The 25,319-nt window shown below is 49.2% G+C and carries 27 protein-coding genes and 2 tRNA genes; 23 read left to right on the top strand and 6 right to left on the bottom strand.

What is annotated here, in order from left to right:
* Positions 1-32 precede the first annotated feature (32 nt).
* From nifU to DWX91_RS10965, 5 genes are all read left to right on the top strand, one after another.
* On the top strand, positions 33-470 hold the full coding sequence (nifU, locus tag DWX91_RS10980; RefSeq protein WP_022358753.1) for a Fe-S cluster assembly scaffold protein NifU: 438 nt from the start codon (positions 33-35) through the stop codon (positions 468-470).
* On the top strand, positions 470-1,549 hold the full coding sequence (gene mnmA / locus DWX91_RS10975) for a tRNA 2-thiouridine(34) synthase MnmA (RefSeq protein WP_118471834.1): 1,080 nt from the start codon (positions 470-472) through the stop codon (positions 1,547-1,549). Before nifU ends, mnmA begins: the two co-directional genes overlap by 1 nt.
* A gap of 140 nt (positions 1,550-1,689) precedes the next feature.
* Positions 1,690-2,097 carry a hypothetical protein gene (locus tag DWX91_RS17480; protein WP_243099031.1) on the top strand — a complete coding sequence of 136 codons (408 nt, stop codon included), beginning with the start codon at positions 1,690-1,692 and terminating at the stop codon, positions 2,095-2,097.
* A complete protein-coding gene (locus DWX91_RS10970; protein WP_243099030.1) occupies positions 2,034-2,909 on the top strand; it encodes an N-acetylmuramoyl-L-alanine amidase in 876 nt (291 codons plus the stop codon). The genes DWX91_RS17480 and DWX91_RS10970 overlap by 64 nt, the downstream gene beginning before the upstream one ends.
* Positions 2,910-2,989: 80 nt before the next feature.
* Positions 2,990-3,079, top strand: a tRNA-Ser gene (locus DWX91_RS10965).
* A 174-nt stretch (positions 3,080-3,253) separates the two neighbouring features.
* Here the strand turns inward: DWX91_RS10965 and DWX91_RS10960 are convergent.
* Together DWX91_RS10960 and DWX91_RS10955 are read right to left on the bottom strand one after the other, a co-directional pair.
* Positions 3,254-4,102, bottom strand: coding sequence for an aminotransferase class IV (locus DWX91_RS10960; protein WP_118471838.1), 849 nt, complete (start codon positions 4,100-4,102; stop codon positions 3,254-3,256).
* A 117-nt stretch (positions 4,103-4,219) separates the two neighbouring features.
* Positions 4,220-5,374 (bottom strand): hypothetical protein, encoded by a 1,155-nt coding sequence (locus DWX91_RS10955; protein ID WP_243099029.1) that lies wholly within the window; start codon positions 5,372-5,374, stop codon positions 4,220-4,222.
* Positions 5,375-5,573: 199 nt separating this feature from the next.
* Here DWX91_RS10955 and DWX91_RS10950 point away from each other — a divergent pair, with 199 nt between their 5' ends.
* The gene (locus DWX91_RS10950) at positions 5,574-6,485 is read left to right on the top strand and encodes a LysR family transcriptional regulator (RefSeq protein WP_118471842.1); all 912 of its coding nucleotides are present in this window, start codon (positions 5,574-5,576) and stop codon (positions 6,483-6,485) included.
* 210 nt (positions 6,486-6,695) lie between these two features.
* On the opposite strand, the gene DWX91_RS10945 is transcribed toward DWX91_RS10950, so the two are convergent.
* A complete protein-coding gene (locus DWX91_RS10945; RefSeq protein WP_107001261.1) occupies positions 6,696-7,040 on the bottom strand; it encodes a cupin domain-containing protein in 345 nt (114 codons plus the stop codon).
* A 143-nt stretch (positions 7,041-7,183) separates the two neighbouring features.
* Positions 7,184-7,999 carry an ATP-binding protein gene (locus DWX91_RS10940; RefSeq protein WP_118538870.1) on the bottom strand — a complete coding sequence of 272 codons (816 nt, stop codon included), beginning with the start codon at positions 7,997-7,999 and terminating at the stop codon, positions 7,184-7,186.
* A 440-nt stretch (positions 8,000-8,439) separates the two neighbouring features.
* Here DWX91_RS10940 and DWX91_RS10935 point away from each other — a divergent pair, with 440 nt between their 5' ends.
* The 9 genes from DWX91_RS10935 to holA all read left to right on the top strand — a co-directional run bounded on the left by DWX91_RS10935 (position 8,440) and on the right by holA (position 17,469).
* Entirely contained in the window at positions 8,440-9,615 is a 1,176-nt protein-coding gene (locus tag DWX91_RS10935) for an aminotransferase class I/II-fold pyridoxal phosphate-dependent enzyme (RefSeq protein WP_118471846.1), read from the top strand.
* Positions 9,616-9,659: 44 nt separating this feature from the next.
* Positions 9,660-10,238, top strand: a complete 579-nt coding sequence (locus DWX91_RS10930) for a VanZ family protein (protein ID WP_118471848.1) — start codon at positions 9,660-9,662, stop codon at positions 10,236-10,238.
* A 16-nt stretch (positions 10,239-10,254) separates the two neighbouring features.
* A complete protein-coding gene (gene truA / locus DWX91_RS10925) occupies positions 10,255-11,010 on the top strand; it encodes a tRNA pseudouridine(38-40) synthase TruA (protein WP_118471850.1) in 756 nt (251 codons plus the stop codon).
* A 120-nt stretch (positions 11,011-11,130) separates the two neighbouring features.
* Positions 11,131-11,607 carry a sigma-70 family RNA polymerase sigma factor gene (locus DWX91_RS10920; RefSeq protein WP_412693891.1) on the top strand — a complete coding sequence of 159 codons (477 nt, stop codon included), beginning with the start codon at positions 11,131-11,133 and terminating at the stop codon, positions 11,605-11,607.
* Positions 11,608-11,716: 109 nt separating this feature from the next.
* Positions 11,717-12,985 carry a hypothetical protein gene (locus DWX91_RS10915; RefSeq protein ID WP_118538868.1) on the top strand — a complete coding sequence of 423 codons (1,269 nt, stop codon included), beginning with the start codon at positions 11,717-11,719 and terminating at the stop codon, positions 12,983-12,985.
* 35 nt (positions 12,986-13,020) lie between these two features.
* On the top strand, positions 13,021-13,170 hold the full coding sequence (locus DWX91_RS16660; RefSeq protein ID WP_182427318.1) for a hypothetical protein: 150 nt from the start codon (positions 13,021-13,023) through the stop codon (positions 13,168-13,170).
* A 286-nt stretch (positions 13,171-13,456) separates the two neighbouring features.
* Positions 13,457-13,529, top strand: a tRNA-Gln gene (locus tag DWX91_RS10910).
* A 254-nt stretch (positions 13,530-13,783) separates the two neighbouring features.
* Complete coding sequence (gene feoB / locus DWX91_RS10905) at positions 13,784-16,144, top strand: ferrous iron transport protein B (RefSeq protein ID WP_117795987.1); 2,361 nt, start codon at positions 13,784-13,786, stop codon at positions 16,142-16,144.
* 212 nt (positions 16,145-16,356) lie between these two features.
* Entirely contained in the window at positions 16,357-17,469 is a 1,113-nt protein-coding gene (holA, locus tag DWX91_RS10900; protein WP_412693890.1) for a DNA polymerase III subunit delta, read from the top strand.
* Positions 17,470-17,499: 30 nt separating this feature from the next.
* Here the strand turns inward: holA and rpsT are convergent, their stop codons facing one another.
* A complete protein-coding gene (rpsT, locus tag DWX91_RS10895; protein WP_022358531.1) occupies positions 17,500-17,763 on the bottom strand; it encodes a 30S ribosomal protein S20 in 264 nt (87 codons plus the stop codon).
* Positions 17,764-18,280: 517 nt separating this feature from the next.
* On the opposite strand from rpsT, the gene DWX91_RS10890 reads away from it, so the two are divergent.
* On the top strand, positions 18,281-18,775 hold the full coding sequence (locus DWX91_RS10890) for a DUF2798 domain-containing protein (RefSeq protein WP_117795985.1): 495 nt from the start codon (positions 18,281-18,283) through the stop codon (positions 18,773-18,775).
* Between the two features lie 40 nt (positions 18,776-18,815).
* On the opposite strand, the gene DWX91_RS10885 is transcribed toward DWX91_RS10890, so the two are convergent.
* Entirely contained in the window at positions 18,816-19,292 is a 477-nt protein-coding gene (locus DWX91_RS10885) for a GHKL domain-containing protein (protein ID WP_182431258.1), read from the bottom strand.
* A gap of 579 nt (positions 19,293-19,871) precedes the next feature.
* On the opposite strand from DWX91_RS10885, the gene DWX91_RS10880 reads away from it, so the two are divergent.
* From DWX91_RS10880 to DWX91_RS10855, 7 genes are all read left to right on the top strand, one after another.
* Positions 19,872-20,411 carry a hypothetical protein gene (locus DWX91_RS10880; RefSeq protein ID WP_182435074.1) on the top strand — a complete coding sequence of 180 codons (540 nt, stop codon included), beginning with the start codon at positions 19,872-19,874 and terminating at the stop codon, positions 20,409-20,411.
* Positions 20,359-20,874: a hypothetical protein gene (locus tag DWX91_RS18165; RefSeq protein ID WP_412693889.1), complete on the top strand. Its 516-nt coding sequence runs from the start codon at positions 20,359-20,361 to the stop codon at positions 20,872-20,874. Before DWX91_RS10880 ends, DWX91_RS18165 begins: the two co-directional genes overlap by 53 nt.
* On the top strand, positions 20,820-21,230 hold the full coding sequence (locus DWX91_RS18160) for a hypothetical protein (RefSeq protein WP_412693888.1): 411 nt from the start codon (positions 20,820-20,822) through the stop codon (positions 21,228-21,230). Before DWX91_RS18165 ends, DWX91_RS18160 begins: the two co-directional genes overlap by 55 nt.
* A gap of 98 nt (positions 21,231-21,328) precedes the next feature.
* Complete coding sequence (cdaA, locus tag DWX91_RS10870; protein ID WP_118538866.1) at positions 21,329-22,204, top strand: diadenylate cyclase CdaA; 876 nt, start codon at positions 21,329-21,331, stop codon at positions 22,202-22,204.
* Entirely contained in the window at positions 22,182-23,558 is a 1,377-nt protein-coding gene (locus DWX91_RS10865; protein ID WP_118538864.1) for a YbbR-like domain-containing protein, read from the top strand. The genes cdaA and DWX91_RS10865 overlap by 23 nt, the downstream gene beginning before the upstream one ends.
* A gap of 44 nt (positions 23,559-23,602) precedes the next feature.
* On the top strand, positions 23,603-23,866 hold the full coding sequence (locus DWX91_RS10860) for an HPr family phosphocarrier protein (RefSeq protein ID WP_107001249.1): 264 nt from the start codon (positions 23,603-23,605) through the stop codon (positions 23,864-23,866).
* A gap of 54 nt (positions 23,867-23,920) precedes the next feature.
* Positions 23,921-25,222 (top strand): O-antigen polymerase, encoded by a 1,302-nt coding sequence (locus DWX91_RS10855; RefSeq protein WP_118471868.1) that lies wholly within the window; start codon positions 23,921-23,923, stop codon positions 25,220-25,222.
* Positions 25,223-25,319: the final 97 nt, after the last annotated feature.

Genomic DNA, 25,319 nt, shown 5'->3' with positions numbered 1-25,319 from the left:
CAGTGAATGAAGATATAGAGAGGAAACACCCGATGTATTCAGAAAAAGTAATGGATCATTTCCAGCATCCGAGAAATGTAGGCGAGATTGAAAATGCCAGCGGTATGGGTACCGTCGGCAACGCAAAATGCGGTGATATTATGCGTATTTACCTGGATATCGATGACAACCAGATCATCCAGGATGTAAAATTTAAAACATTTGGCTGCGGTGCAGCCGTTGCGACCAGCAGCATGGCGACCGAGATGGTAAAAGGAAAAACTATCCAGGAAGCGATGGAAGTTACCAACAAAGCTGTTATGGAGGCACTGGACGGACTTCCGCCAGTTAAGGTACACTGTTCTCTGCTCGCAGAGGAGGCAATTCACGCTGCTCTCTGGGATTATGCTCAGAAGAATGGCATTGAGATCAAAGGACTCGTAAAACCGAAGACGGATATCGGCGAGGAAGACGTCGAAGAAGAGTATTGATGAAAAAGAAAAAAGTAGTAGTCGGCATGTCAGGAGGAGTTGACTCCTCCGTGGCTGCCTGGCTTTTAAAAGAACAAGGATACGATGTGATCGGCGTCACAATGCAGATCTGGCAGGATGAGACGAATGTAGAGCAGGAAGAGCACGGCGGCTGCTGTGGTCTGAGCGCTGTCGATGATGCCAGACGGGTTGCGGAACGGCTTGAGATCCCGTATTACGTGATGAACTTCAAAAAAGAGTTCAAAGAAAATGTCATGGATTACTTTGTACAGGAATATCTGGACGGACACACACCAAATCCATGTATTGCCTGTAACCGATATGTAAAATGGGAGTCCCTTTTGCAGAGAAGTCTGGAAATTGGGGCTGATTATATTGCAACGGGACATTATGCGCGCGTGAGGAAGCTGCCGAATGGCCGCTATGCGATCTGCAAGTCTGCGACGGCGGCGAAGGATCAGACCTACGCGCTTTATAACCTGACCCAGCATCAGCTTGCACACACTTTGATGCCGGTCGGCGAATATACGAAAGACAAGATTCGAGAGATGGCGGAGGAGATTGGACTTCCGGTGGCACACAAGCCGGACAGTCAGGAGATCTGTTTCGTGCCGGACAACGATTATGCAAAATTTATCGAGGAAAATAGTGATTGCCGGATTGACGAAGGCAATTTTGTAGATAAGTACGGCAATATTTTAGGTCATCATAAAGGAATTACCCATTATACGGTGGGACAGAGAAAGGGCTTAAATCTGGCACTTGGTCATCCGGTGTTCGTGACGGAGATCCGTCCGGAGACGAACGAGGTTGTGATCGGGGAAAATGAGGACGTCTTTTCTAACCGCCTGACCTGCCGGAACCTCAACTGGATGGCGATTGAGGATCTGGGCGATCAGGAGATGCGCGTCAGTGCGAAGATTCGTTACAGCCACAAAGGGGCATCCTGTACGATCCGCAAGATTGGCGAAGATCGGGTGGAATGCGTATTTGATGAGCCGCAGAGAGCGGCGACGCCGGGACAGGCAGTCGTTTTTTATGACGGCGAATATGTCGTAGGCGGCGGTACGATCGAATAATTTAGAAATGAAAGAAGATTTTAATTGGGCTGAAATCTCTGTCGGCATCAAAGTTGTGCTGCGATGCGATTGATTGGAAACAGTGAATGCGCGGATCATGGAGAGGTTAGAATCTTCTGTAAGATTGGAGTTTTTTATAAATGGCAAGAGGAGAAAGCAGAAAAAGAAAGCCAGGCACACCGGATTACCGGAAACGTTTCTGGGCGGCGGTGACCGCGATTGTGGTCGCGGCGGGTTCCATTGGCGTAAGCCATGCGGGATTTACCCTTCCGAATCAGGCACAGAAGCAGGTGCAGATGGCGGCTGCTGAGACAGAACCGGCGGAACAGACAGCGAAGAAACAGGTGCCGAATGCGGCAAAGCAAAGTCTGGAGCTGGAAGATGCACAGGGCATCAGGAGGCGGATGCAGCGGCGGTTGCGGATCAGAGCGAGCTGGAGAGTGACAAAACGACGGCGAGCGGCTTCCGGAGTGTCGACGAGACAGTGTATGCGACTGAGAACCTGCTCAACGTGCGTTCGGGCTGTGGAACGGAGTATGAGATTGTGACACAGCTGAATCAGGGCGACAGCGTGCAGCGCGTCGGTATCGGAGACGGCTGGAGCGAGGTGCTTTATAAGGACAAGAGCTGTTTTATCCGTTCCGAATACTTGACGACGACCGAGCCGGGCAGTGAGGAAGCGACGGTCACAGCGCAGGGGGCAGAAGCGGATGCACAGGGTGCACCGGTGTCCAATGGACGTATCGTAGCGATCGACGCGGGACATCAGGCAAAGGGCAATCCGGACAAAGAACCAGTCGGACCGGGCTCCTCAACCATGAAGGCGAAGGTGGCTTCCGGCACCGAGGGCATATCGACGAAGCTGCCGGAATATGAGCTGACTTTATCAGTTTCGAAGAAGTTAAAACGGATTTTGGAAGAGAGAGGCTATCAGGTCGTCATGATCCGCGAGTCCAACGATGTCAACTTAAGCAATGCGGAGAGAGCGGAGATCGCCAACAAGAGCGGCGCCTCCATTTTCGTCCGGATTCACGGTAATTCGTTGGATAACACGACGGTCAACGGTACTCTTTCCATGTGCCAGACGGCGTCCAACCCGTACAACGGCGGGCTTCACGCGGCAAGCTATTCTCTTTCCAAGAAGATCACGGACTCTGTCTGCGCGGCAACCGGCTTCAAGAACCGCGGTGTGCAGGAGACAGACAGCATGAGCGGCATCAACTGGTGTAAGATACCGGTTTCCATTGTCGAGATGGGCTTTATGAGCAACCCGGAAGAAGATCAGAAGATGGCACGGGATGATTATCAGGAATTGATTGCCGGGGGAATTGCGAACGGAATTGATGCGTATTATCAGTAAATAGTGAAAAAAACAGATGACAAAAGTCAAAATATCATGTATAATAGTATAGGTGTTTCGAAGAGAAACACCTAATATCTGGAGACGTAGCGAAGCGGTCGTAACGCGGCGCACTCGAAATGCGTTTGTCGGTTCATCCCGGCACGAGGGTTCGAATCTCTCCGTCTCCGCGTCCTGGGGATCCTTGTAAATACAGGGATCCTTATTTTATTTCATAGGAAATTGCGTCCTGTGAAACAAAAAATGCTCCGCGAGGATGCGCACTTGTGCGAAGCAGAAACATGTCGCAAGCGAAAAAGAGCTGCCACGTTTTGAGTGACAGCTCTTGGCAAATTTATGGATTTTTACCGTACCTTCGTATCTTCCGCATAAAACTCCGCATAAGCATCCTGCAAAGTCTTCAGCGTCTTCGGATCTTTTCCTCCGATTGGTTTTCCATCGAGTTCAACGGCCTGGATGCAGAGCCCGCCGGAGCTGCTGACAATGATTTCGTCGGCGTCTGCCAGTTCCTGCATGGTAAATGGTGCCTCGCTGGTCGGGATGCCGTTTTTCTCAGCTAACATCAGCAGATGTTTTAACGTGATGCCCGGAAGAATCAGATTATCTCTCGGTGGGGTGCGGAGAACGCCGTCCTTGATGATTAAGATATTGCTGTGGGCGCATTCGGTGACGCGTTCGCCGCGGTGGAAGACCGTTTCCTGGCAGCCCTGTTCGATGCAGCGCTGGTAAGCGATGACACTTGGAATCAGGTTCAGCGTCTTGATGTTGCAGTGCAGGAAACGGGTGTCCTCCATCGAGATCAGGCGGAAAGTCTTATCAAATGGAATCAGGTCGCACGGAACAGTAAAAATCATCAGATTTGGTTTTACGGAAGCAGGTGGAAACTGATGTCCACGATAGGTAGTTCCGCGGGAACACTGCCAGTACAGCATACCGTGGTCAATCTCATTGGCATCGATGCATTTCTGCAGCTCGGCACGCAGTTCTTCACGCGACATTTCAAACGGGATTTCCAGCAGCTTGCAGCTGTTGTAGAAACGGTCGAGGTGGTCGTCTGCGGCAAAAATGTTGTTGTTTGCAAAGGTGGTGGCATCGTAGCAGCCATCTCCAAAATAAACGGCGCGGTCCAACATCGGGATTTTCATTTCCTCGAGGGGGCCGATTTCTCCATTGTAATATCCGACATATTTCATTGCATATACTTCCTTTCTATGTTGATTCGAAAATACCTCGTCAAGTGTTTACATTATACCACATCCGCCTATAAGATGAAATCTCCCACAGGCGGATGTGTTCTTATCATTACATATTTATTTGTCTTTATGTTTAATAATCTTATATCCGCCTACCAGCAGCGTCGGCAGCAGGTAGAAGAGGATAAATCCGTAAGACAGGTACGAATAGCCCTGCTCGATCAAGGTGACAACGCCGACGCGGGATAATACGAGTGCAGCGATCAGCGTGATGACCGTAATCATACCGCGGTTTGTATCGGACAGCTTGGCAGCGCCCTTTTCCTCCATGGCAACGTCGAAACGGTCGATGATCATGTGGATGCAGCCAGTTGCCGTCTCAACCAGCGTCCAGCCCATAACGAGACTGAACAGTGCCATCAGTGCCGGTCCGCCGTTGACTGCCTTGATCATTTCCATCCACGGGGTTGTGACATCCGCGCCGACGATGGAGGTGTCACCGTAGAAGCACATCATCGCAAAGTAAGACAAAAACCACGGAATAACCATCAGAAGACCGGCGATCAGACCGGAAATAAAGGTTTCTTTCCGTTTGGTCTGGCGTGTCAGGGAGAACATGCCCATCGGGATGGAATTGATGTTGTAGGCAACATACAGGATACCGGTGTAAATGCACAGCGGAACAGTGACAGAGCCGTCGTAGGTGCTGGTGTCCATCGTGCTGAATACATGGGAAATGTTGCCGCCCTTGTTGACGAGTACCAGAATTGTAAACAGAATATAGCCGCCGTACAGTAAAATAGTACCGATCGATTCAAATTTCTCGATCACCTTGGAACCCTTAAAGTTCAGGAGTCCGCAGATCAGAACGATCACAACGGAGCCGAGAATATTCGGAAGTCCGACCTGCTCGAAAATACTTCCAGTTGCGGCTGCCATAACGGCAATCAGCAGAATCGCGATGAGGACAGTTAAAATATCCATCATCGGCCAGAGCGGTCCAATGACCTGCTTGATATAGTTTTTATAATCGTAAACCTTGTAGATCCGGCAGATCTCAAAGGTCAGGAAGGCAAACAGGGCAAAACCGATGCCGATCGTCAGTCCGGAGATCCAGCCCATCGCTCCGAATTTCGCACCGTAAGAATAAATCTCACGTCCGGTTGCATAGCCGCCGCCAATCAGAACCGATTGCAACAGGACGCCCGGCAGAATGTACTTGGCGTATGTGCTTCGTAGAAATTTTTGAATTGTTTCATACCTTTCACTCACTTTCTTTTGTTGACTATTAAAAATTATAAAGGATGAATGAAAAACTTGCCAATAGAAAGAACAGATATTATAATAAGGGAAACTTATAACAAAACAGGAAAAGCCAGATCGAAAGCCCGTAAATTGGGCGGCATGATTCATTTTTTTGCTCGATCGAAAAGACGCGATTACATATAGGATATAGAAATGGGGAAATGAGATGAATTTAAAACAAATGGAATATTTTGTGGCGGCGGCGGAGCAGCTGAATTTTACGCGGGCGGCGAAAAAATGTTTTATTTCGCAGACAGCGATGACGCTGCAGATTCAGTCGTTGGAGGAGAAGATCGGGGTGCCGCTTTTTGTGCGGGACAAGCACCATGTCGAGCTGACGGCGGCGGGAAAGGTATATCTGAACGAGGCGCGGGCGGTTCTGGTCCGCGCCGAGGAGGCGGCGAAGCTCGCGCGGACGGCAGCGGAAGGCGTAGCTGGGGAGCTGACGATCGGATTTATCCGGGGATATGAGCAGAGCCGTTTTTCGGAGACGCTCAGAAGTTTTCATGAGGCGTACCCGAATATTTCGATTCATCTGCTGCGGGAAAATATGAGCGCGCTCTATGAGCTGTTAGATAATGGAACCTGCGATCTTGCGTTTAATCTGTCTCTGTACACGCAGAATTACGAGGATTTAAAGCACCGGTTCCTCAAACGATTTCCGATGATGGCGGTTCTTTATCCGGGGCATACGCTGGCGGGAGAGAGCCATCTGATGTACCGTGATCTGGCGCGGGAAGACTTTATCATCATGCAGCCGCAGGGGCGTTCCAACGATGAGGCGGAGGAAGTATTGATTTGTTACAATAAGGGCGGTTTTATACCGAATATCGTGGCGCGTGAACGGGAGGTACAGACGGTGCTTCTGGAGGTGTCAGCGGGATTTGGCGTGGCGATTCTCCCGGAATATGCCGTCCGCCATTATCGGAATGCGCGGAATCTGGTAGTGGTTCCGCTTCTCCGCGCGGACGGCAGCCCGGAAGAACTTGATTTTGAGATCGCATGGCGTCAGAGCAACCCGAATCCGGCGATTGAAAAGCTGCTGCAGTGGGTGGAGACGCATGAGTATGTGGAATAATGAAAGCTGGAAGCTGCTGTTCATATCTGTTGAAGGGAGATTAACTGGAAAAATGAACACAACCATGTGCTTATAAAATGAAAAACAGGCATATCGCAGAGAAAAGGATGAAAATCATGCATGGATTCCTGCGTTATGCCTGTTTTGGAATAAATGGATAAGGGCTGCTATCAGTCGGGCTGCATGGTAAAAAGAGTTTGAGCGCAGTCTTTATTTAAATGGGAAAACAACCGTCAACATCCATTTAAATGCTTCCGGTGCATAAACGGCGTGCGGCTTTTTCGCCGGCATGACGAGAACTTCGCCTGCGTGAACCAGGTGCTCGACGCCATCGACCGTGAAGCGGCCGGTGCCTTCCAGAACGGTCACCATCGCATCTCCGGTGGAATCATGGGTGGAGATTTCTTCGCCTTTTGCAAATGCAAACAGAGTAACGCTGACAGCTTCGTTCTGTGCCAGAGTCTTGCTGACGATCTGACCGTCTTCTGCGTTTACCAGGCCGGCTAAAGACTGCACTTTTTCGTGAGTAATGTTTTTGATGTATGGGTATTCCATAATGAACCTCCTTAATAAAATCTCGTTTAGATATATAAATTTTCGTATTCTTTTGAGTCTGATTGAGTCCATTCGGCAGGTGTGTATGGAGAGCGGAACCTGCACGAAATGGTTGGGTAGGTCAATCGGGGAAATGGCAGATATTAATCTAAAATCCGCCCATCGATCGAAATGGTTGTTACCTGCCATGGAATGAATTTTCCGCTTGCCTGCAAGGCATTTTTAACTGCCTGTTCAATGCCTCCGCAGCATGGAACCTCCATGCGGACAACGGTCACGCTCTTGATGTCGTTGCTGCGGATGATTTCGGTCAGCTTTTCGGAGTAGTCGATGCTGTCAAGCTTTGGACATCCGATCAAAGTTATTTTACCATGAATAAAGTCCTGATGGAAGCGGCTGTATGCGTAAGCGGTACAGTCGGCAGCGACCAAAAGTTTGGCACCGTCGAAATACGGGGCGCGGATCGGGGCTAATTTGATCTGAACCGGCCAGTTGGACAGAGCGCTTATTGGGGTGTTTTCTGAATGGTCACAAGCAGCGCTGCTAGGACCGCCTGTGGATGTGGCTGCTGAGGATGCATGGGAAGCAGCTGTGTCAGGACGTTTCAGGAAACGGCTCATGGATCCAGGACATCCGCCAAATGCCGGTGTCGCCGGTTTTGCTTCGGAACGTGCGGATGTGTTTGCCGCTGCGTTTGACTCTAATACCTGCTTTGCTTTGCGTGCTGCCATGTGGACCTGGACTGCCGCCTCATCGTAAGCCGCCGCCTCGCGCTCGACAAAGGAGATCGCGCCAGTCGGACAGGCTGGCAGACAGTCGCCCAGGCTGTCACAGTAATCATCTTTTAAAAGGGTTGCTTTACCGTCCACCATGCCGATCGCGCCCTCATGACAGGCGGAAGCGCAGAGACCGCAGCCGTTGCATTTTTTCTGATCAATTTCTACAATTCTTCGTACCATATAAATTCCTCGTCTTTCTTATTCATGTGCATCTGACCGATCTTCATACATGAAAGGATGAGATATGTCAGAACATCTATTTTGATTTTTTGTTTTCTTAAGTACATGATAAGTATAATCGTCCGGCATAGAAAAGTCCGTTGTTTTTACAACATTTTTGAAAAGTTATAATAGCTGGCGAGAGCTGTTATCCTCCCTTTACTTTCCCATATCCATGTACTATAATTAATACTTATATAGCCTGATGATGCAAAGCTGGATTGATAAGATTCAGCGAGGGCAGTTCGATGTGATTTGGTGGAACTGGTTGAATAAGTCATTTGACAGAGTGATCGGGCGGATGGGAATTATTAGAGTTTTAAAGAGGATTCATAGAGATAAAAATAGAAATAGAAAAGGAAAGAAAATCGGAGATTTCTTTCAAGAAAGGACAACACAAGATGAAATTTGCAAATAGAATGGACCGGTTTGGCGAGGGCGTGTTCTCCATGCTGGCGCAGATGAAGAAGAAAAAACTGGCGGAGGGGGAGATGATCGTTGATCTGAGCATCGGCGCACCGAATATTGCCCCCGCACCGCATATTTTAAAGGCGCTCAGCGAAGCCTGTCTGGTACCGGAAAATTACCTGTATGCAATTCAGGATCAGCAGGCACTTCTGGAGGCAGTGTCCGACTGGTATGCGCGCCGCTATGGAGTGGAGCTGAACCCGGAGACAGAGATTTGCTCTTTGCTCGGTTCCCAGGAGGGACTGGCGCACATCGCACTTTCGATCGTGGACGAGGGCGATGTGGTTTTGGTACCGGATCCGTGTTATCCGGTGTTTGCGGATGGTCCGTCTTTGGCGGGGGCAGAGCTTTACTATATGCCGCAGCGCGAAGAAAATCACTACATCATTGATTTGAAGGAAATTCCGGAGGAAGTCGCTCAGAAAGCGAAATTTATGATTGTTTCCTACCCGAACAATCCGACGGCGGTGCTGGCTCCAGACAGTTTCTATGAGGAATTGATTGCATTTGCAAAGAAATATGATATTATCGTTCTTCACGACAACGCCTACAGTGAGCTTGTGTTTGACGGAAGAACCTGCGGAAGTTTCCTGCGTTTTCCGGGCGCACGCGAGGTCGGCGTGGAGTTTAATTCGCTGTCAAAAACGTACGGATTGGCGGGCGCGCGCGTCGGCTTCTGTGTGGGAAATGAGGAAGTGGTCAGTCATCTGAAAACATTGAAATCCAACATGGATTATGGTATGTTCCTGCCGATTCAGAAAGCGGCGATCGCGGCGATCAGCGGTGACCAGAGCTGTGTGGCTTCGACGAGGGCGGCATATGAGAGACGGCGCGACTGTCTGTGCGACGGACTTGCATCCATCGGCTGGAAGATGGAAAAACCGGAAGGCACGATGTTTGTGTGGGCGCCGATCCCGGCAGGATTTACGGATTCACTGGAGTTTGTAAAGGCTTTATTTGAAAAAGCAGGTGTTCTGGTGACACCGGGCAGCGCATTTGGACCGTCGGGCGAAGGTCATGTGCGGATGGCACTGGTGCAGGACGAGGATGCGATTGCGCTGGCGGTGCGCCGGATTGCAGAGAGCGGCATTTTACAATCCAATCAGTAAAGATATAAATCAATAGAAGATAGAATGGATACAGGAATTTATAGATGAATGTGGAAAAAAATATCCGGGGAAGACAGAGAGTCCTGGTGACGGTCTGGATCTGGCATATTGTTTTAATTTTATATATTTTGTTTATCTACTCCAATTCCATGCGTCCGGCAGTACAGTCATCGGCGGAGAGCGGACGGATCCTCCGGTTTTTGCAGAAGCTGGCAGCAGAGTCCGGAGTGGCTGTACCATGGCTGACCGAACATATTGTGCGCAAATGTGCTCATTTTATTGAATATACAGGGCTGGGAATGCTGCTTAGACAGAGTGATGCCTGTGTGCGCAGGAACCGGACTGTCTCAGAAAAAATGCGGATAGAGGATTTGGTTGATCGGGGAGATGGGACTGGGAGAATGTGTGCGCTGACACCGGACGGACATGTATGGCTGGAAATCCACCGCATCGCTATATTTGCGGTTCCATTTCTGGATGAGACGATTCAGCTGTTTACCGAGGGGCGTTCTGGTCAGATCAGCGATGTGTGGCTGGATATGGCAGGAGCGCTGACCGGAACGTTGCTGTATCTGGCGGCGGGACAGATATATTTACGAATAAAAAAGAATGAAAATGGATAACACATGGAGAAAAAATATGCCGGATCGAAATATAAAAATCACCCTACAGTATGACGGAAGCCGCTATGACGGGTGGCAGAAACAGGGAAATACAGACAAGACAATTCAGGGAAAACTAGAACAGATTCTTGAAAAAATGGCAGGTCAGCCGGTTGAAGTACACGGTTCCGGGCGGACCGATGCAGGTGTCCATGCCTGGGGGCAGACGGCAAATTTTCATCTGCCGTCATCCTGTGATGAAATGAGTGCAGAGGAGATAAAGGCGTATATGAACCGCTATCTTCCAGATGATATCGCTGTCTTATCGGCACAGGAGGCGGGAACGCGTTTTCACAGCCGTTTAAATGCTGTTTCCAAGACGTACTGCTACCGGATTGAGACGGCAGCGAAGAAAAATGTATTTGAGCGCCGATATGTGTACGGTCTGGGGGAACCGCTGGACATAGCGTCCATGAGACGGGCGGCTGCGTATCTGACGGGTGAGCACGATTTTAAAGCATTCTGTTCGTTGAAACGGATGAAAAAATCGACGGTGCGGAATCTCACTGCTATTGAGCTGACCATGCAGGAAAGTGTGTGCGAACTGCATTTTCGTGGTAATGGCTTCCTATATAATATGGTAAGAATCCTTACCGGTACACTGATCGAGGTAGGACTTCATAAGCGGACACCAGAATCAGTGGCGGAGGCGCTTTTTTCCTGTGACCGAGCGCTGGCAGGCTTTACGGCGCCGCCGGAGGGGCTTTTTCTGGAACGGGTCGAGTATGAATAAAGCTGCATTGATTTTTGCCAGCTGCCGTGAGGAGCTGGACAGAAATCAGAAAAAATTCATAACAAATGCAATAAGAACTGGTTTCTCTGCATTAAGTTATATAGAAAGGAAATTTCGTCCATGTTTTTGATGGGGCTTTTAACGACCATGGAAGAGACGGTCGCCTATGATAAGATGAGCGATGAAAAGCTGCTTTTGCGAGTGGCAGAGGGAGATAAGGCGGCGTTTCAGCAGCTTTATCAGAATACGGATAAAACTATATACGGTTTTATTCTGTCGATTTTGCGGAATCCGCAGGACTCTGAGGAGGTCATGCAGGAGCTTTATTTAAAGGTCTGGACTTCTGCTGGAAGCTATCAGTCGCAGGGCAAACCGCTGGCGTGGATGTTTACGATCGCTAGAAATCTTTGCTATATGCGTTTCCGTGACCAGAAGCATGAAGCGGATATCGGGCTTTCGGATCTTTCTGAGATGGAGACAGGGGAATTCTGTCCCCAGATAGAGGATGCTGCGGATAAGATGGTATTACACGCAGCACTCAAAATATTAAATGAAGAAGAACGGCAGATTGTACTTCTGCGGACATCAGCGGGGTAAAACATCGTGAGATCGCGGCAGATTTGGAGATGCCGCTGGCAACGGTGCTTTCCAAGTACAACCGTGCTATGAAAAAACTGAAAAAACACCTGAGAGAGGAGGGAGTACATTGACCGATCACTCTGAAACAGCGTGGGAACAGGATGAGATTGAGTCACATCTGCGATCGGCGATGGACACCCTGACTCCCAACGTATTCGATAAAATCGATCTCTCGACGCCACAGGAGATCTATGTAAAACCATCCCGCCGTGTACGGATGTACCGCCGGATGAGGACCGTGGCGATGGCAGCAGCCGCCTGCCTGTGTGTGGCTGTGTTAGGAGGCGGTGTTTCATTTTACCAGAATCACCGTGTCGATTCGGTGATTGGCATCGATGTCAATCCGAGTATTGAGCTTTCCGTCAACCGGAACGAGAAAGTATTGCAGGCGAATCCGCTTAATGAGGATGCGGAGACGATCCTGGATGATATGAATTTGAAAAATGTAGACCTTGATATTGCGGTCAACGCATTGATCGGTTCGATGGTCCGGAATGGTTATCTGGATGAACTGGACAATGCGATTCTGGTTACCGTGTCCAATGAGAATGAGAAAAAGGCATCATCATTGCGTCAGGATGTCGTAGGGGATGTAGAGTCTTCCCTGCAGGAACACGCGGTACAGGCGGTTGTCTATGACCAGCGGATGAAGGTAACCGGGGAGATTCAGGATCTGGCGGAGAAATACAATATTTCTTATGGAAAAGCGTATTTTCTGCGGGAGCTGATCCGTGACAACGACCTGACCGAAAATGATATGAAAAAATTTTCCGGTATGACGATGGAAGAGATTGCGCGGGAGATCGCGGATCGTGCTTATACGGTAGGTTATTCGAAGACGGACAGCACCATTGAGACGGATGCGGCTCTGGTTCGTGAGGTGACATTGCCGCAGACCGAGGAAGAAACCTTAGCGGAGACGACCGTGGAAAGCACCGGTCAGCCGGAAAATGAACCGACGCCGGCAGAACAGCCATCGACTGCAGTACGCCCGGTGGAGACAACCGCCGCAGCAGATGAGGACGAGGAAGAAGTCGATTCGGGAGGCAAGAAAGCGAAGATTGACTATGTAGATTACGAGAGCGGTTCGCTGAACATCGTTTTTAAGGAAAAGGTTAAATGGAAAAATCCGACCGTGTCGGTGGTAGATCCGGACGGTCAGAGCTATTCGGCGAGAATCACGGACACAGGCGGAACCTCCTGTGAGATTCACGTCAAAGGGCTTCCAGCCAATACGGAGTGCACGTTTACGCTCGGCGGAGTGGCAGTGCGGGACGGCGGCTCCTTTGGTACGGTAAAAGCTATTTCGAGACGCCGGATATTGCGGATGATCTGATTGATGAGGATGACGACGATGCGGATGATGAGACAGTGGAGACAAAGCCGTCCGAGACATCCCGCGCGCCGGAGACACTGACAGAAGCAGTAAAAGAGAGCACGCACTCGGAGACAGAGTACAGTCAGATGGAGACAAAGCCGACGGAAAAAGAAACGAAGACAGATGCGGAGTCAGCTAATTAAAGCGGAGTGTATGAGGATATATGATTCCTGCTGCCTGAACCATGATATGTCTGGAGTTACCAGAAGTTGGATTCGGGCAGCAGGAATTTTAAGAATCATTAGAATTATTTGCAGGAAGCCTCGTGACGGAAAAATATCCGGGGCATTACGAGACTGTAAAATGTTTCGAACTGGTAAATAATTATAATTGTTCAAAAAAACATAAGTGTTTGAAAAAAATACTTGACGAAACAAAAATTTATGATATAATAATAAATGTGGCTGAGACAGCTATGAAATAAAAGATTGGGCTATCGCCAAATGGTAAGGCAACGGACTCTGACTCCGTCATTTTCAAGGTTCGAATCCTTGTAGCCCAGCTATTTTGAGACAGTGAGGATGATTCATCCTTGCTGTTTTTCTTTTATCTTTTCTATTTTTTTCTGATTGGTAGATTCTTAAAGATTCCAACGATTGACAAATTCCCTAAAGTACAATAGACTTATCTGGAAACATAATTGAGAAAAAGTTTCAATAGTATTTTTCTCTCTATGCTTTGCTTCAAAATCAGGCGGATGTAGAAGTCTGATGACATACAATGAGTTTGACTAATGAAGAGAGATGGAGGCAGAGAATGACATTAAAGGATTTACCAATAGGAAAAACTGCAACCGTTCGGACAGTTGGCGGAGAAGGTGCACTGCGGCATCATTTTCTGGATATGGGATTGATTCCGACTGCATCGGTTACGATGGTAAAATATGCGCCGATGGGCGATCCGGTTGAGGTGCGGATTCATAGCTATGAACTGACGTTGCGCCTGGCGGATGCAGAGAAGATAGAGATTGAGAATGTACGCGAGGCAGGAACCGAAGCAGCGGACAAAAAGGAACATGGGATTCCGATGGCGCGCGCGATCGATCACCCTGGACTCGGAGAAGGTGGAAAATACCATACAAAGGCGGAGGAACACCCATTGCCGGATGGCACCGTTCTGACGTTTGCCCTGGCAGGTAATCAGAACTGTGGCAAAACGACGCTTTTTAACCAGCTGACCGGATCCAATCAGCATGTGGGGAATTTCCCGGGTGTGACGGTGGACCGGAAGGATGGCACGATCCGCGGACATGAAAATACGAAAGTGACCGACCTGCCAGGAATCTATTCCTTATCGCCATATTCGAATGAGGAGCTGGTGACGCGTCAGTTTATTTTGCAGGAGCACCCGAAGGGAATCATCAATATCGTGGATGCGACAAACATTGAGCGCAACCTGTATCTGACCATGCAGCTTCTGGAACTGGATATTCCGATGGTTCTGGCGCTTAATATGATGGACGAGGTGCGCCAGAACGGCGGTTCTGTCCGTGTCAACGAACTGGAGGAAGAACTGGGGATTCCGGTTATCCCGATCTCAGCGGCAAAGAATGAAGGAATCGGAGAGCTGATCGATCATGCGCTTCATGTAACGCATTTTCAGGAGAAACCGGGACGGCAGGATTTCTGTGATGCGGATTATCACGGTGGCGCGGTGCACCGCTGCCTGCATGGTATTATGCATCTGATCGAAGATCACGCGCAGAATGCGGGTATTCCGGTGCGCTTTGCTGCATCGAAGCTGGCAGAAGGCGATGAGGAGATTGAGGCGCGTCTGAATCTGGACACGAATGAAAAAGAGACGCTGGAACATATTATCTGCCAGATGGAGAAGGAACGCGGGCTGGATCGGGCAGCTGCGATTGCGGATATGCGGTTTGGTTTTATCGAAAAAGTCTGCAGGCAGACAGTCGTCAAACCGAGGGAAAGCCGGGAACACCAGCGAAGTGTGAAGATTGACCGTCTTCTTACTGGAACCTACACGGCGATTCCGGCATTTATTGCAATCATGGGTCTGGTATTCTGGCTGACATTTAATGTGATTGGCGCGGTCCTTTCAGATGGTCTGGAACTGGTGATTGGATGGCTGACAGAGCGGGCAGACGCAGCGCTGACAGCGGCAGGTATCAATCCGGTGCTCCATTCTCTGCTGATCGATGGTGTGTGCAATGGTGTCGGAAGTGTTTTGAGCTTTCTGCCGATCATTGTGACGCTGTTTTTCTTCCTGTCGCTTTTAGAGGACAGCGGTTATATGGCACGTGTGGCGTTTGTGATGGATAAACTGCTTCGAAAGATCGGTCTTTCCGGACGGAGCATCGTGCCGATGCTGATTGGCTTTGGCTGCACGGTACCAGGAGTCATGGCAAGCCGGACGCTTTCTTCGGAGCGGGATCGAAAAATGACGATCCTGTTGACTCCGTTTATGAGCTGTTCCGCCAAGATTTCGATTTATGCGTTTTTTACCGCTGTCTTTTTCCCGCATCATGGGGCGATTGTTATGATTGCACTTTATCTGTTGGGAATCCTGATGGGAATTTTGATGGCAATGCTTCTTAAAACAACTTTATTTAAGGGTGAAGCCGTTCCGTTCGTCATGGAGCTTCCGAACTACCGGATGCCGGGGGCGCGCAATGTCGCCCAGCTTCTCTGGGAAAAGGCAAGGGATTTCCTGCAGAAAGCATTCACAGTTATTTTTGTGGCGACGATTTTAATCTGGTTCCTTCAGACATTTGATCTGCACCTGAATGTTGTGTCCAATTCCCAGCAGAGTCTTCTGGCGGTTATTTCTGGTGTGATTGCACCACTGTTTGCGCCGATGGGATTAGGCGACTGGCGTGTCTGCACGGCACTTCTGACCGGATTTATGGCAAAAGAGAGTGTTGTATCAACGCTGTCGGTTCTGTTCGGGACGACTCAGAGCCTGCGTGACATTCTGACCCCTCTTTCAGCGGTCAGTCTGCTGGTTTTCTGCCTGCTCTATACGCCGTGCGTGGCAGCGATTTCATCGGTCAGACGCGAACTGGGCGGAAAATGGGCTTGCTTTGTCGTGGTGGCGCAGTGCGTGATTGCGTGGATTGTAGCGTATGCGGTCTATCTTTTGCTAGGGATGGTAATGTAGGTTTTGACTGAAAGTGAACCAAGGAAAAATTTCAAGCAACAAAAGGAGCTGCTGTTTTATTCTTTTTATGGGTTTACAGTAGACAACATTTTAGAAAAATGTTTATAATAGTAGGAAGTGAAAAAATAGACAGGAAAGTAACCGGATGGACAGACATTCGAAAAAATGGATCTGTTTTTATCGAATAGAACCAGGAGGCGGGGACGGAGTTAATGCAGACGATCAATGAAGACATCAAAAATGGCACATTTAAGCCGGTTTATCTGCTATACGGCGAAGAGGCGTTTTTGAAGCAGAGTTATAAAAAGAAGCTGCGGGCGGCGATCTCGGGCGATGATACGATGAACTACAATTATTTCGAGGGAAAAGGGCTGGATGTGAACGAGCTGATCAGTCTGGCGGACACGATGCCATTTTTCAGCGAGCGGCGTCTGATTCTGATCGAGGACAGCGGATTTTTCAAGACTTCTTCGGAGGCGCTGGCGGAGTATCTGCCGATGATGCCGGACACGACCTGCATCGTATTTGTGGAGGAGGCGGTCGATAAGAGAAACAAACTCTACAAAAAGGTCAAGGATCTGGGTCACATTGCGGAGATGAAGCGGCAGGACAGCGCGCAGCTCGCCAGATGGGCGGCGACGATCCTGGCGCAGAATGGGCGGAAGATCACGCCGTCCACGATGAATCTCTTTTTGGAGCGCGTCGGCGATGATATGGAAAACATCCGGATGGAGCTGGAAAAACTCATTTCCTACACGATGGGCAGTGAGGTAGTGACGGCAGAGGATGTGAAAGTCATCACGACCGTGCAGATCACGAACAAGATCTTCGACATGGTAGCGGCGATCACGGCGGGAAAGACGAAGCGGGCGATGGATCTGTACGAAGACCTGCTGACACTCAGGGAGCCGCCGATGCGGATCCTGTTCCTGATTGCCAGACAGTTTAACCAGCTTTTGCTGGTGCGAGAATTGCAGGCGTCCGGCGCAGACCGGGGGACGGTTGCCTCGAAATTGAAAGTACCTCCGTTCGTAGCCGGAAAGCTCAGCAGCCAGGCGGCGGCATTTACGAAAGAACAGCTCATTTCCTATGTGCAGACCTGCGTGGATGCCGAGGAGGCAGTCAAGACCGGGCGGATGGCGACCGGCTGGCGGTGGAGCTGCTGCTCAGTCAGCCCAGAAGTTCCGTGCGCTGATTCTAAAGGGCAGTGCCAGCATCAGAATCAGCGGTTCTTCGGCCGGACCCGGCTGGAAAAGAAGCAACAAAAAACCATTATTCTGTCACACCCACAGAATAATGGTTTTTTAATTTGGGTTAATTTTTAATATATAATTCGAAAGATCCGCTCTGGATAATTAAGCCAGAGTATTTACAGCCTTGGAAAGACGGGATACTTTGCGGGAAGCTGTATTCTTGTGGTATACGCCCTTGGAAGTAGCCTTGTCGATCTCGCTGGTAGCAGCTAATAATGCAGCCTGTGCAGCAGCCTTATCTTTTGCAGCAACAGCAGCTTCTACTTTCTTAACAGCAGTTTTAACTTTGGATCTGATAGCCTTGTTTCTTGCAGCTCTTGTCTCTGCAACTAAGATTCTTTTTTTTGCGGATTTAATGTTAGCCAATGTAGTGTACCTCCATCATAAATTCTTTTATTTTGATTCGTAATTCATTTTGTATTTGGTTTGCATTAAAGCCTGGACACGGACAGTTCAATGTAAACATACTATTACATTCTATCGAATAAAGGCAGTATTGTCAATATCTATTTGCCTGTTTTTAGGGAAAAATTCGGAAAAAATGAAAGGGGAGCTGAAAAAGCAGCTCTTGTCAAGTTGCATAAGCGGAATAAAAAATAAAAAAAATTGATCGTTCAATATGATGAAATTGTGAAAAAATAAAAAAAGTGCTTACACGAATGGAAAAAAGACGTTATAATAGCGAACCGTAACCCAAGTTGAATATAGTTTGAAAAAACGCAGTGAGATTGCATACAGCAGTAGAGATCGAAACGAGTTTCCGATTTCTGCTGCCTTTTATTTTGTGAAATTTATCACGGACAGCATCTTGTGCGTGGGTGTGTCGGACTGATTTGCCGATGCATCTGGATAGAAGCAATTATTTTATAGGAGGAGAATGAAAATGCCAAGAAATAAGAGAGAAAGTTTTATCTATTCCGTTATCATGTGTTTCACGATGGTACTCTGGATGAGTATGTACAATGTAACCCTTCATATGGGACATTTATCCTTGGAAACGATCCGCGAAGGATGGATCGGATTCCCGTTTGCATTCGTGTATGCGTTTCTGTTTGACTGGTTCATCGTGTCCGGTCCGGCGAAGGGAATTGCGTTCCGTTACTTTGTATCACCGGAGAGCAGCACACTTCGTAAAGTAATTACGATCTCCTGCTGCATGGTCGTTCCGATGGTATTTGTTATGTCCTTATATGGCGGTCTGGAAGCCTGCGTGAAATCCGGCGCATGGAGCCAGCTGCTCATCATCTGGCTGACCAATATTCCGAAGAACATCATCATGGCGCTTCCGTTCCAGCTCATTGTAGCAGGTCCGCTGGTGCGCCGCGTGTTCCGTACCGCATTCCCGGAGGGAACCGTGCTGCAGGAACCAGTTATGTAGGGAGATAGCAGAAAAAACTGGATATCCCCTTTTTGTGTCATTACGGATTCAGCAATACCGAAGCATAAAATACGCCGTCCCGCCATTCAAACCGTGCATCGCCGTGGTACTGTTCGGCGATCATGCGGATCGATTCGGTTCCGATGCCGCTTCCCGCAGGTTTGGTCGATACCAGTTTTTCATTCATCCAGGTAGGGCTGAATGCGCTGGTGTTGTCCGTGGTGATGGACAGGGTGGAGGTACCCGTCTGCACCGCGGAGAGACGGATGAAAGGCGGCGTGTTTTCAGAGCCGGAACACCCGGTCTCCCAGGAGAAAAAGTTGTAGCCGAAGAGCGCCTGACAGATGTAGAAAGCGGCGGCACGCACGACCAACAGATAATCGATGATAAATAAATATAGAAATAAAATCATTCCGCTCTCGGCGTCTACTATCAGCTTAAATAAAACGCCAAAGCAAGGGAGCGCGAGGTATTGCACCCATACACTGGACAAATCATCTACAATCGCGATTTTCAAAACAAAATCCCTCTTTTCTTCTGATTGTCTGGAAAAAGGCTGCTTACGCATGTTTCGAACCTTTTGATCCTAATATCATAAAGATGTTGGGGTCAAAAGGCATTTTGCCCCCTCTGATACCAGATGCTCCGCACTATATGCTCCCGCAATCTTCAAAAACATTCGTAATTCGCTCATTTTTCTTGGAAAAATGGCTACTTACTCATGTTTTTGGCGGGTCCCAAGGTCAAAAATTCTCCTGCAAGCAAGCTTGCGTCGAACTTCTGACCTTTTGACCCTGGTATCATCATAAAAGTATCATAACATAAAAAGAAGCAAAAAAGGCATGGTTTTTACATCTTATGAAACAGACTTGATACGCTCTGCCGATCATGCGAAAATGTGTGATCGGCAGAGCTCTTTTTGATGTCTGACAATCCCTTACAAATTTATGAAAAACCTATGAAAAATCCCCCCGCCCCCTCGCCAAGAGAAAAAAGTTATGTTATAATTTATGGAAGAATGCGTTTTTGGCGCAGCGGTTTCAGAAACGGGACGTATTGGACCGGAAGCGCGGCATATATAAAAAAGGAACCATGTATGCTCAACGAAGACAAGATAAAATTAATGACCGAACTGGCACTGTTTGAGAAGAAGCATGCTTCCCATATGAAAACAGTCAATCAGTATTTTAAAAGCGACTATATCAGCCGCAATCTGCTCCGGGGATTTATAAGCTATACATTGTGCAGCATACTTCTCTTTGGAATGTGGATATTATTTAATGTAGAAGTAGTTCTGAGTTCGATAGGAATGGATGAACTGAAGGGACTGGCTTTTCGAGGAGGAGCTTTATACCTCGGGGGGCTTTTTCTGTATGTCGTGCTGACGATCATCGTGTATGGCGAGCGGTATGAGTACGAGGAAAAGATGAACCGGATCTACATAGCGAAACTGAAACATCTGGATAAGCGCTACGATATACGCCGCGCGCCAGAAAAATGGAGAGAGAGAGGAGAGGCAGATGAGAGGACTCCTTGCAGGGAAAGAAGCACTCAAGGCTTTCTATGCGAGATACAGTGCATTTGTGAATGCATTCCTGCGTTTTATAACTGCCTTTGCGGCGGTGTTTCTGATTAACCAGAACATCGGACTGATGCCGAAACTGAGCGGCGGTCTGGTGCCGCTGTTTGCGGGAATTATATGTGCATTTCTCCCATTTGGAGCCATTGCGTTTCTGATTGGGATTTTTTTGCTGGCACAGCTCTTTGCAGCATCGATGGAAGTGGCGCTCATCACCTTGGTGTTTCTTCTGATCGTGGTGCTGCTGTATTACGGATTTCAGCCGGGTGACAGCGCGTACCTGATTGTAACGCCGCTCTTGTTTTTTCTGAAGATGCCGTTTGCAGTCCCGATGATTCTCGGACTGACTGGAAGCCTCGTATCGGTGATTCCGATGAGCTGTGGGATTTTTCTGTACTACGTGATTCTGTATGTGAAGCAGAATGGAGCTTCCTGGCAGGCAGTGAGCAGACTGAGATCACGCAGATGCTGGCGCAGGTCGTCAAAAACCTGCTGGCAAACCCGGCGATGCTTGTCATGATTGCGGCATGCTGTCTGGGGGCGCTGACGGTCTGTGTGATCAAGAAACTGTCGATCAACTACTCCTGGGGGATCGCGATCGGAGCTGGCCTTATTTTACAGATTCTGGTTGTGTTTATCGGCGATTTCCGCTTTGGCGTTCCGGTGTCCGTGCCGGAGCTGGTTGTGGGAATGATTGGTGCGGTCATTGCATCGCTGATCTATCAGCTGTTTGTTTTTTCGGTCGATTACAGCCGGACCGAGTACACGCAGTTTGAGGATGATGATTATTATTACTATGTGAAAGCGGTTCCAAAGATTGCGATTTCGAGGACGGATGTAAAGGTACAGGAAATCAATAAAGTAAAGAGAAGATAGACTATTTTATAAAAGAAACTTGTTGTTAAAAGAAATGCGTGACGGGTCATATGTACGTGACTGGTAACAGAAACGCAGCCCGAAAGGGAGGGAAAAGAATGGCAGAGATACTGGCGGAGATTTATTCGTGGATCTCGTTCGTACCGAAGATAACCTTTAAAAATTTAATAGAGATCGCGATTATAGCAATTCTGGTATATGAAATGCTGATCTGGATCAAAAATACGCGGGCGTGGACGCTTCTGAAGGGTATTATTTTTATTCTTGCATTCTTTCTGGCAGCTGCGATCCTGGAACTGGATACGATTCTGTGGCTTCTGGAAAAGACGTCGTACATTGCGGTAACGGCGATCATCGTTATTTTCCAGCCGGAGCTGCGGAAAGCACTGGAGCAGATCGGAAGCCAGAACGTGCTGACGACGCTGTTTTCAACGGATGATACGAAGAAAAATGAGGATTTCAGCGAAAAGACGATTGCAGAGCTGGTGCGTGCTTGTTTTGAGATGGGAAAAGTCAAGACGGGCGCTTTGATCGTCATTGAGAGGGGCACGCCGCTCGGAGAGATCGAGCGGACGGGCATCGAGGTCGATGGTATCGTGACGAGCCAGCTTCTGATCAATATTTTTGAGCACAACACACCGCTGCACGACGGCGCGGTCGTGATTCGCGGTAACCGTGTGACGGCGGCGACCTGTTATCTGCCGCTCTCGGACAATATGGATATCAGCAAGGCATTGGGAACCAGACACCGTGCGGCAGTCGGAGTCAGTGAGGCGACCGATAGCGTGACCCTGGTTGTATCGGAAGAGACGGGGCGCGTGTCGGTGGCTGTGTCCGGACGGCTTAAGAGTGTCAAGGATGGCGATGAACTGAGAGATATGTTGTCGGTTCTGGTAAAACGGGAAACGGAAAACACAGGTCGTTTCAGAATATGGAAGGGAAGACGCAGAAATGAAAGAAAAGCTGACGAATAATCTTGCGATCAAGCTGATTGCCCTGTTCTGTGCTTTCTTTGTGTGGCTGGCAGTCGTGAATGTGGCGAACCCGATCAAGGTGTCGACGAGGGAGGTTCCGGTCACGATCACGAACGATCAGGTGCTGGAGCAGGCGGATCTTGCCTATGATGTGGTAGGCAAAAAAACGGCGGTGATCAGTTTCAAGATCCGGACGAAGGATGATTATAAGGTAAAGGCGTCGGATTTCAACGCCTATGCGGATTTATCGGAAATGTATGATGTGACGGGGGCGATCCCGATCCGAGTGGAAGTGGTGAACAATGAGGAACTGCTGGAGTCCACGCCGGTTGTGAAGTCCCCGGAGGTCATCAAGATCACGACCGAGGCGCTGCAGACCAAGGCATTTACGCTGAAAGCGTATCCGCAGGGCGAGGCGGCAGACGGTTACGAGGCGGGTGAGGTGACAATGGTGCCATCTCAGGTGACGGTCAAAGGACCAACCTCCCTGATCGGACAGATCAGCAGCGTGGGTATCCGTTTTAATATTGACGGTGCTGTGGCGGATGTCAGTGGAACAGCAACACCGGAGTATTTTGACGCCAATGGAAATGTGCTGTCAGATTTGGGAGATTCTGTCAAGACGGTTGGCGGAGATGTCTCTTATACGATGCAGATCCTGAAAGTAAAAGAAGTACCGCTTGATTTTGACGTCAGCGGCGAGGTGGCGGATGGATACCGCTATACGGGTCCGAAGACGGATATCAAGTCGGTGTCTGTGGCAGGACTCAAGACCGATCTGGCTTCGGTCAGCACGATCACGATTCAGGGACCGTCCCTCAATGTGCAGGGCGCGACAAAGGATGTGGAGTGCGAGATCGATCTGGATGATTACCTGCCGTCCGGGCTTACGATCGTGGGACTGGACAGCACGACAATCAACGTGACACTGCAGGTGGAGAAGCTGACGGAGAAAACCTTTACGGTCAAACCGGAGGATGTGACTCTAAACGGAAAGAACAGCAGCTACAGCTATACCGTCGAGGATACGAAGATGGAAGTCAAGGTACAGGGACTCGAGGAGGATTTAAGCAGTCTGTCGGCGTCGAAGATGAATATCCGGGTCGATGTATCAGGCATGGGACTGGGCGAGCACACGGCAACGGCGCAGCTCCAGCTGGGGGACGCGTATAAGATGCTGTCGGCACCGGCTGTGACGGTGCGGGTCAGCGAGCATGGAAGCTCCAGCGCCCAGACGACGGAAAGCACCGAGAGTGACCATGGAGACACGGACAGCCAGAGCAGTTCCAACCGGGAGAGCGGGGCAAGCTCGGCAAAAGAAAATGTGGATGCAGAGAGCGGCAATGCGGCATAAAGCATAGTACGTCGTCCACAAATGAGGAGAAAGAAGTTAAAATAATGGTAAAAGCAAAAATCAAATTAAAAAACCCGACCGGTCTGCATTTGAGACCGGCGGGAATCCTGTGTAATGAGGCGGTAAAATTCGATTGTTCCGTCCAGTTCCAGTTCCGTGGCACCGTGTCCAATGCAAAGAGTGTCCTGAGCGTGCTTGGGGCGTGCATCAAGAGCGGTGATGAGATCGAGTTTATCTGTGATGGAAAAGACGAGGAGGAAGCTCTGTCAGCGATGCTGAAAATCGTTGATGACGGGCTGGGCGAGTAGAAAAAAAACGGTGCGGTAAAAGACTGTGTACAGACGTACGGATAGGATGGAACTATGATCGTTTATTTGGTTTGCTATGCGGCTTCGCTGCTTCTGGCGCTCAGCCGCCATTATCTTTTATCCGGCGCAGGGCTTCTGGCGGCGGCGGTGTATCTGTATGCGTCAGACTATATCCGGAGTGGAAATCTTCTGCATCTGCGGGGGATTTTCGCTCTTTCCTTTGTAGGTGGACAGGGACTGGCGTGTATGAAGCTTAGTTATTTAAGTCAGGCATGGAGTGCGGGAACGTGGCTGGGACTTCTGGCGGCGTTTGCGGGCTTTTATCTGGCTTTTTATTATCTGGAAGCATTTTCCGGCGAAGCGTCCGTCCGTGTGGGCGGTCATTCCGGCGCGGTGCAGCGCCGGGGGCTGGAATCCTATGCCGGAACTGTTTTTTTCTGCGCGGTGGCGCTGGCGGCGGTATCGGCAGGCTGCTTCGCGATTGAGGCGGTCTATATGGGCTATATTCCGCTGCTGCTCCATGGAGTTCCGCATGCCTATTCCTATTTCCATGTGACCGGGCTTCATTATCTGACGGTGTCCTGTGTGCTGGTTCCGGCGCTCTCTGTGATCTATTTTTGCATCGAGGGCGGTCGCAGCCGGGGACGGCTGGTGTGTATGCTTCTGGCAGATGCAGCGGCGGTGGCGATTCCGCTTCTGTGCGTGTCGCGCTCCCAGCTTCTGTTTGCGGTACTGCTGGCATTGATTACCTACATGCAGATGGAACACCAGCTGAATCCGATCTACGTTGTTTTTGCGCTGGCGGGGCTGATTGTGCTCTACATTCTGCTGACGATCGCGCGCAGCCATGATACTGCCTACCTGAATACGGTTTTTGAGATGAAACGGCACCTGCCGATTTTTGTGACGCAGCCGTATATTTATGTTGCAAACAATTACGATAATTTCGACTGTCTGGTCAAGGGACTTGTGAAGCACAGCTGGGGCATGAAAATGCTGGCACCGTTCTGGACGCTGACGGGACTCAAGTTTCTGGTTCCGACGTTGACGGCATTTCCATATTATGTGACGAAGGAAGAACTGACGACGCTGACGATGTTTTATGATGCGTACTACGATTTCGGCGTAATTGGCGTGTTCGTCTTTTCTGCCCTGTTAGGAGCGGCGGCGTATCTGCTGATGCGGATGATGCGCCAGGTGCAGAATCCGATTACCTATCTTCTGTACGCACAGTTTGCACTTTACATGCTGTTATCGTTTTTCACAACCTGGTTCAGCAATCCGTCCACATGGTTTTATTTCGCGGTGACAGCGGTTGTGGCGTTTTTGGTATCACATAAGATTGCAGGGCGGTAAAAATATATGGATTAAGATATAAAAATGAAATAAAATCTGCTATAATAACAAAAAGACGACAATTCAGCAAGTTAAAGTGCTGCTTGTATGCAGATTG

The organism is Clostridium sp. AF22-10 (assembly GCF_003478725.1).
In the GTDB taxonomy this organism is placed as follows: Bacteria; Bacillota; Clostridia; order Lachnospirales; family Lachnospiraceae; genus Otoolea; species Otoolea fessa.
This window is presented reverse-complemented; position numbering and strand designations above follow the sequence as displayed.

What these genes read in the sequence shown, in the direction of transcription:
- nifU (WP_022358753.1), top strand. Translation starts at nt 33, where the DNA reads ATGTATTCAGAAAAAGTAATGGATCATTTCCAGCATCCGAGAAATGTA.
- mnmA (WP_118471834.1), top strand. Translation starts at nt 470, where the DNA reads ATGAAAAAGAAAAAAGTAGTAGTCGGCATGTCAGGAGGAGTTGACTCC.
- DWX91_RS17480 (WP_243099031.1), top strand. Translation starts at nt 1,690, where the DNA reads ATGGCAAGAGGAGAAAGCAGAAAAAGAAAGCCAGGCACACCGGATTAC.
- DWX91_RS10960 (WP_118471838.1), bottom strand. Translation starts at nt 4,102, where the DNA reads ATGAAATATGTCGGATATTACAATGGAGAAATCGGCCCCCTCGAGGAA.
- DWX91_RS10950 (WP_118471842.1), top strand. Translation starts at nt 5,574, where the DNA reads ATGAATTTAAAACAAATGGAATATTTTGTGGCGGCGGCGGAGCAGCTG.
- DWX91_RS10945 (WP_107001261.1), bottom strand. Translation starts at nt 7,040, where the DNA reads ATGGAATACCCATACATCAAAAACATTACTCACGAAAAAGTGCAGTCT.
- DWX91_RS10940 (WP_118538870.1), bottom strand. Translation starts at nt 7,999, where the DNA reads ATGGTACGAAGAATTGTAGAAATTGATCAGAAAAAATGCAACGGCTGC.
- DWX91_RS10935 (WP_118471846.1), top strand. Translation starts at nt 8,440, where the DNA reads ATGAAATTTGCAAATAGAATGGACCGGTTTGGCGAGGGCGTGTTCTCC.
- DWX91_RS10930 (WP_118471848.1), top strand. Translation starts at nt 9,660, where the DNA reads ATGAATGTGGAAAAAAATATCCGGGGAAGACAGAGAGTCCTGGTGACG.
- truA (WP_118471850.1), top strand. Translation starts at nt 10,255, where the DNA reads ATGCCGGATCGAAATATAAAAATCACCCTACAGTATGACGGAAGCCGC.
- DWX91_RS10920 (WP_412693891.1), top strand. Translation starts at nt 11,131, where the DNA reads ATGTTTTTGATGGGGCTTTTAACGACCATGGAAGAGACGGTCGCCTAT.
- feoB (WP_117795987.1), top strand. Translation starts at nt 13,784, where the DNA reads ATGACATTAAAGGATTTACCAATAGGAAAAACTGCAACCGTTCGGACA.
- holA (WP_412693890.1), top strand. Translation starts at nt 16,357, where the DNA reads ATGCAGACGATCAATGAAGACATCAAAAATGGCACATTTAAGCCGGTT.
- DWX91_RS10890 (WP_117795985.1), top strand. Translation starts at nt 18,281, where the DNA reads ATGCCAAGAAATAAGAGAGAAAGTTTTATCTATTCCGTTATCATGTGT.
- DWX91_RS10880 (WP_182435074.1), top strand. Translation starts at nt 19,872, where the DNA reads ATGCTCAACGAAGACAAGATAAAATTAATGACCGAACTGGCACTGTTT.
- DWX91_RS18160 (WP_412693888.1), top strand. Translation starts at nt 20,820, where the DNA reads ATGCTGGCGCAGGTCGTCAAAAACCTGCTGGCAAACCCGGCGATGCTT.
- cdaA (WP_118538866.1), top strand. Translation starts at nt 21,329, where the DNA reads ATGGCAGAGATACTGGCGGAGATTTATTCGTGGATCTCGTTCGTACCG.
- DWX91_RS10865 (WP_118538864.1), top strand. Translation starts at nt 22,182, where the DNA reads ATGAAAGAAAAGCTGACGAATAATCTTGCGATCAAGCTGATTGCCCTG.
- DWX91_RS10860 (WP_107001249.1), top strand. Translation starts at nt 23,603, where the DNA reads ATGGTAAAAGCAAAAATCAAATTAAAAAACCCGACCGGTCTGCATTTG.
- DWX91_RS10855 (WP_118471868.1), top strand. Translation starts at nt 23,921, where the DNA reads ATGATCGTTTATTTGGTTTGCTATGCGGCTTCGCTGCTTCTGGCGCTC.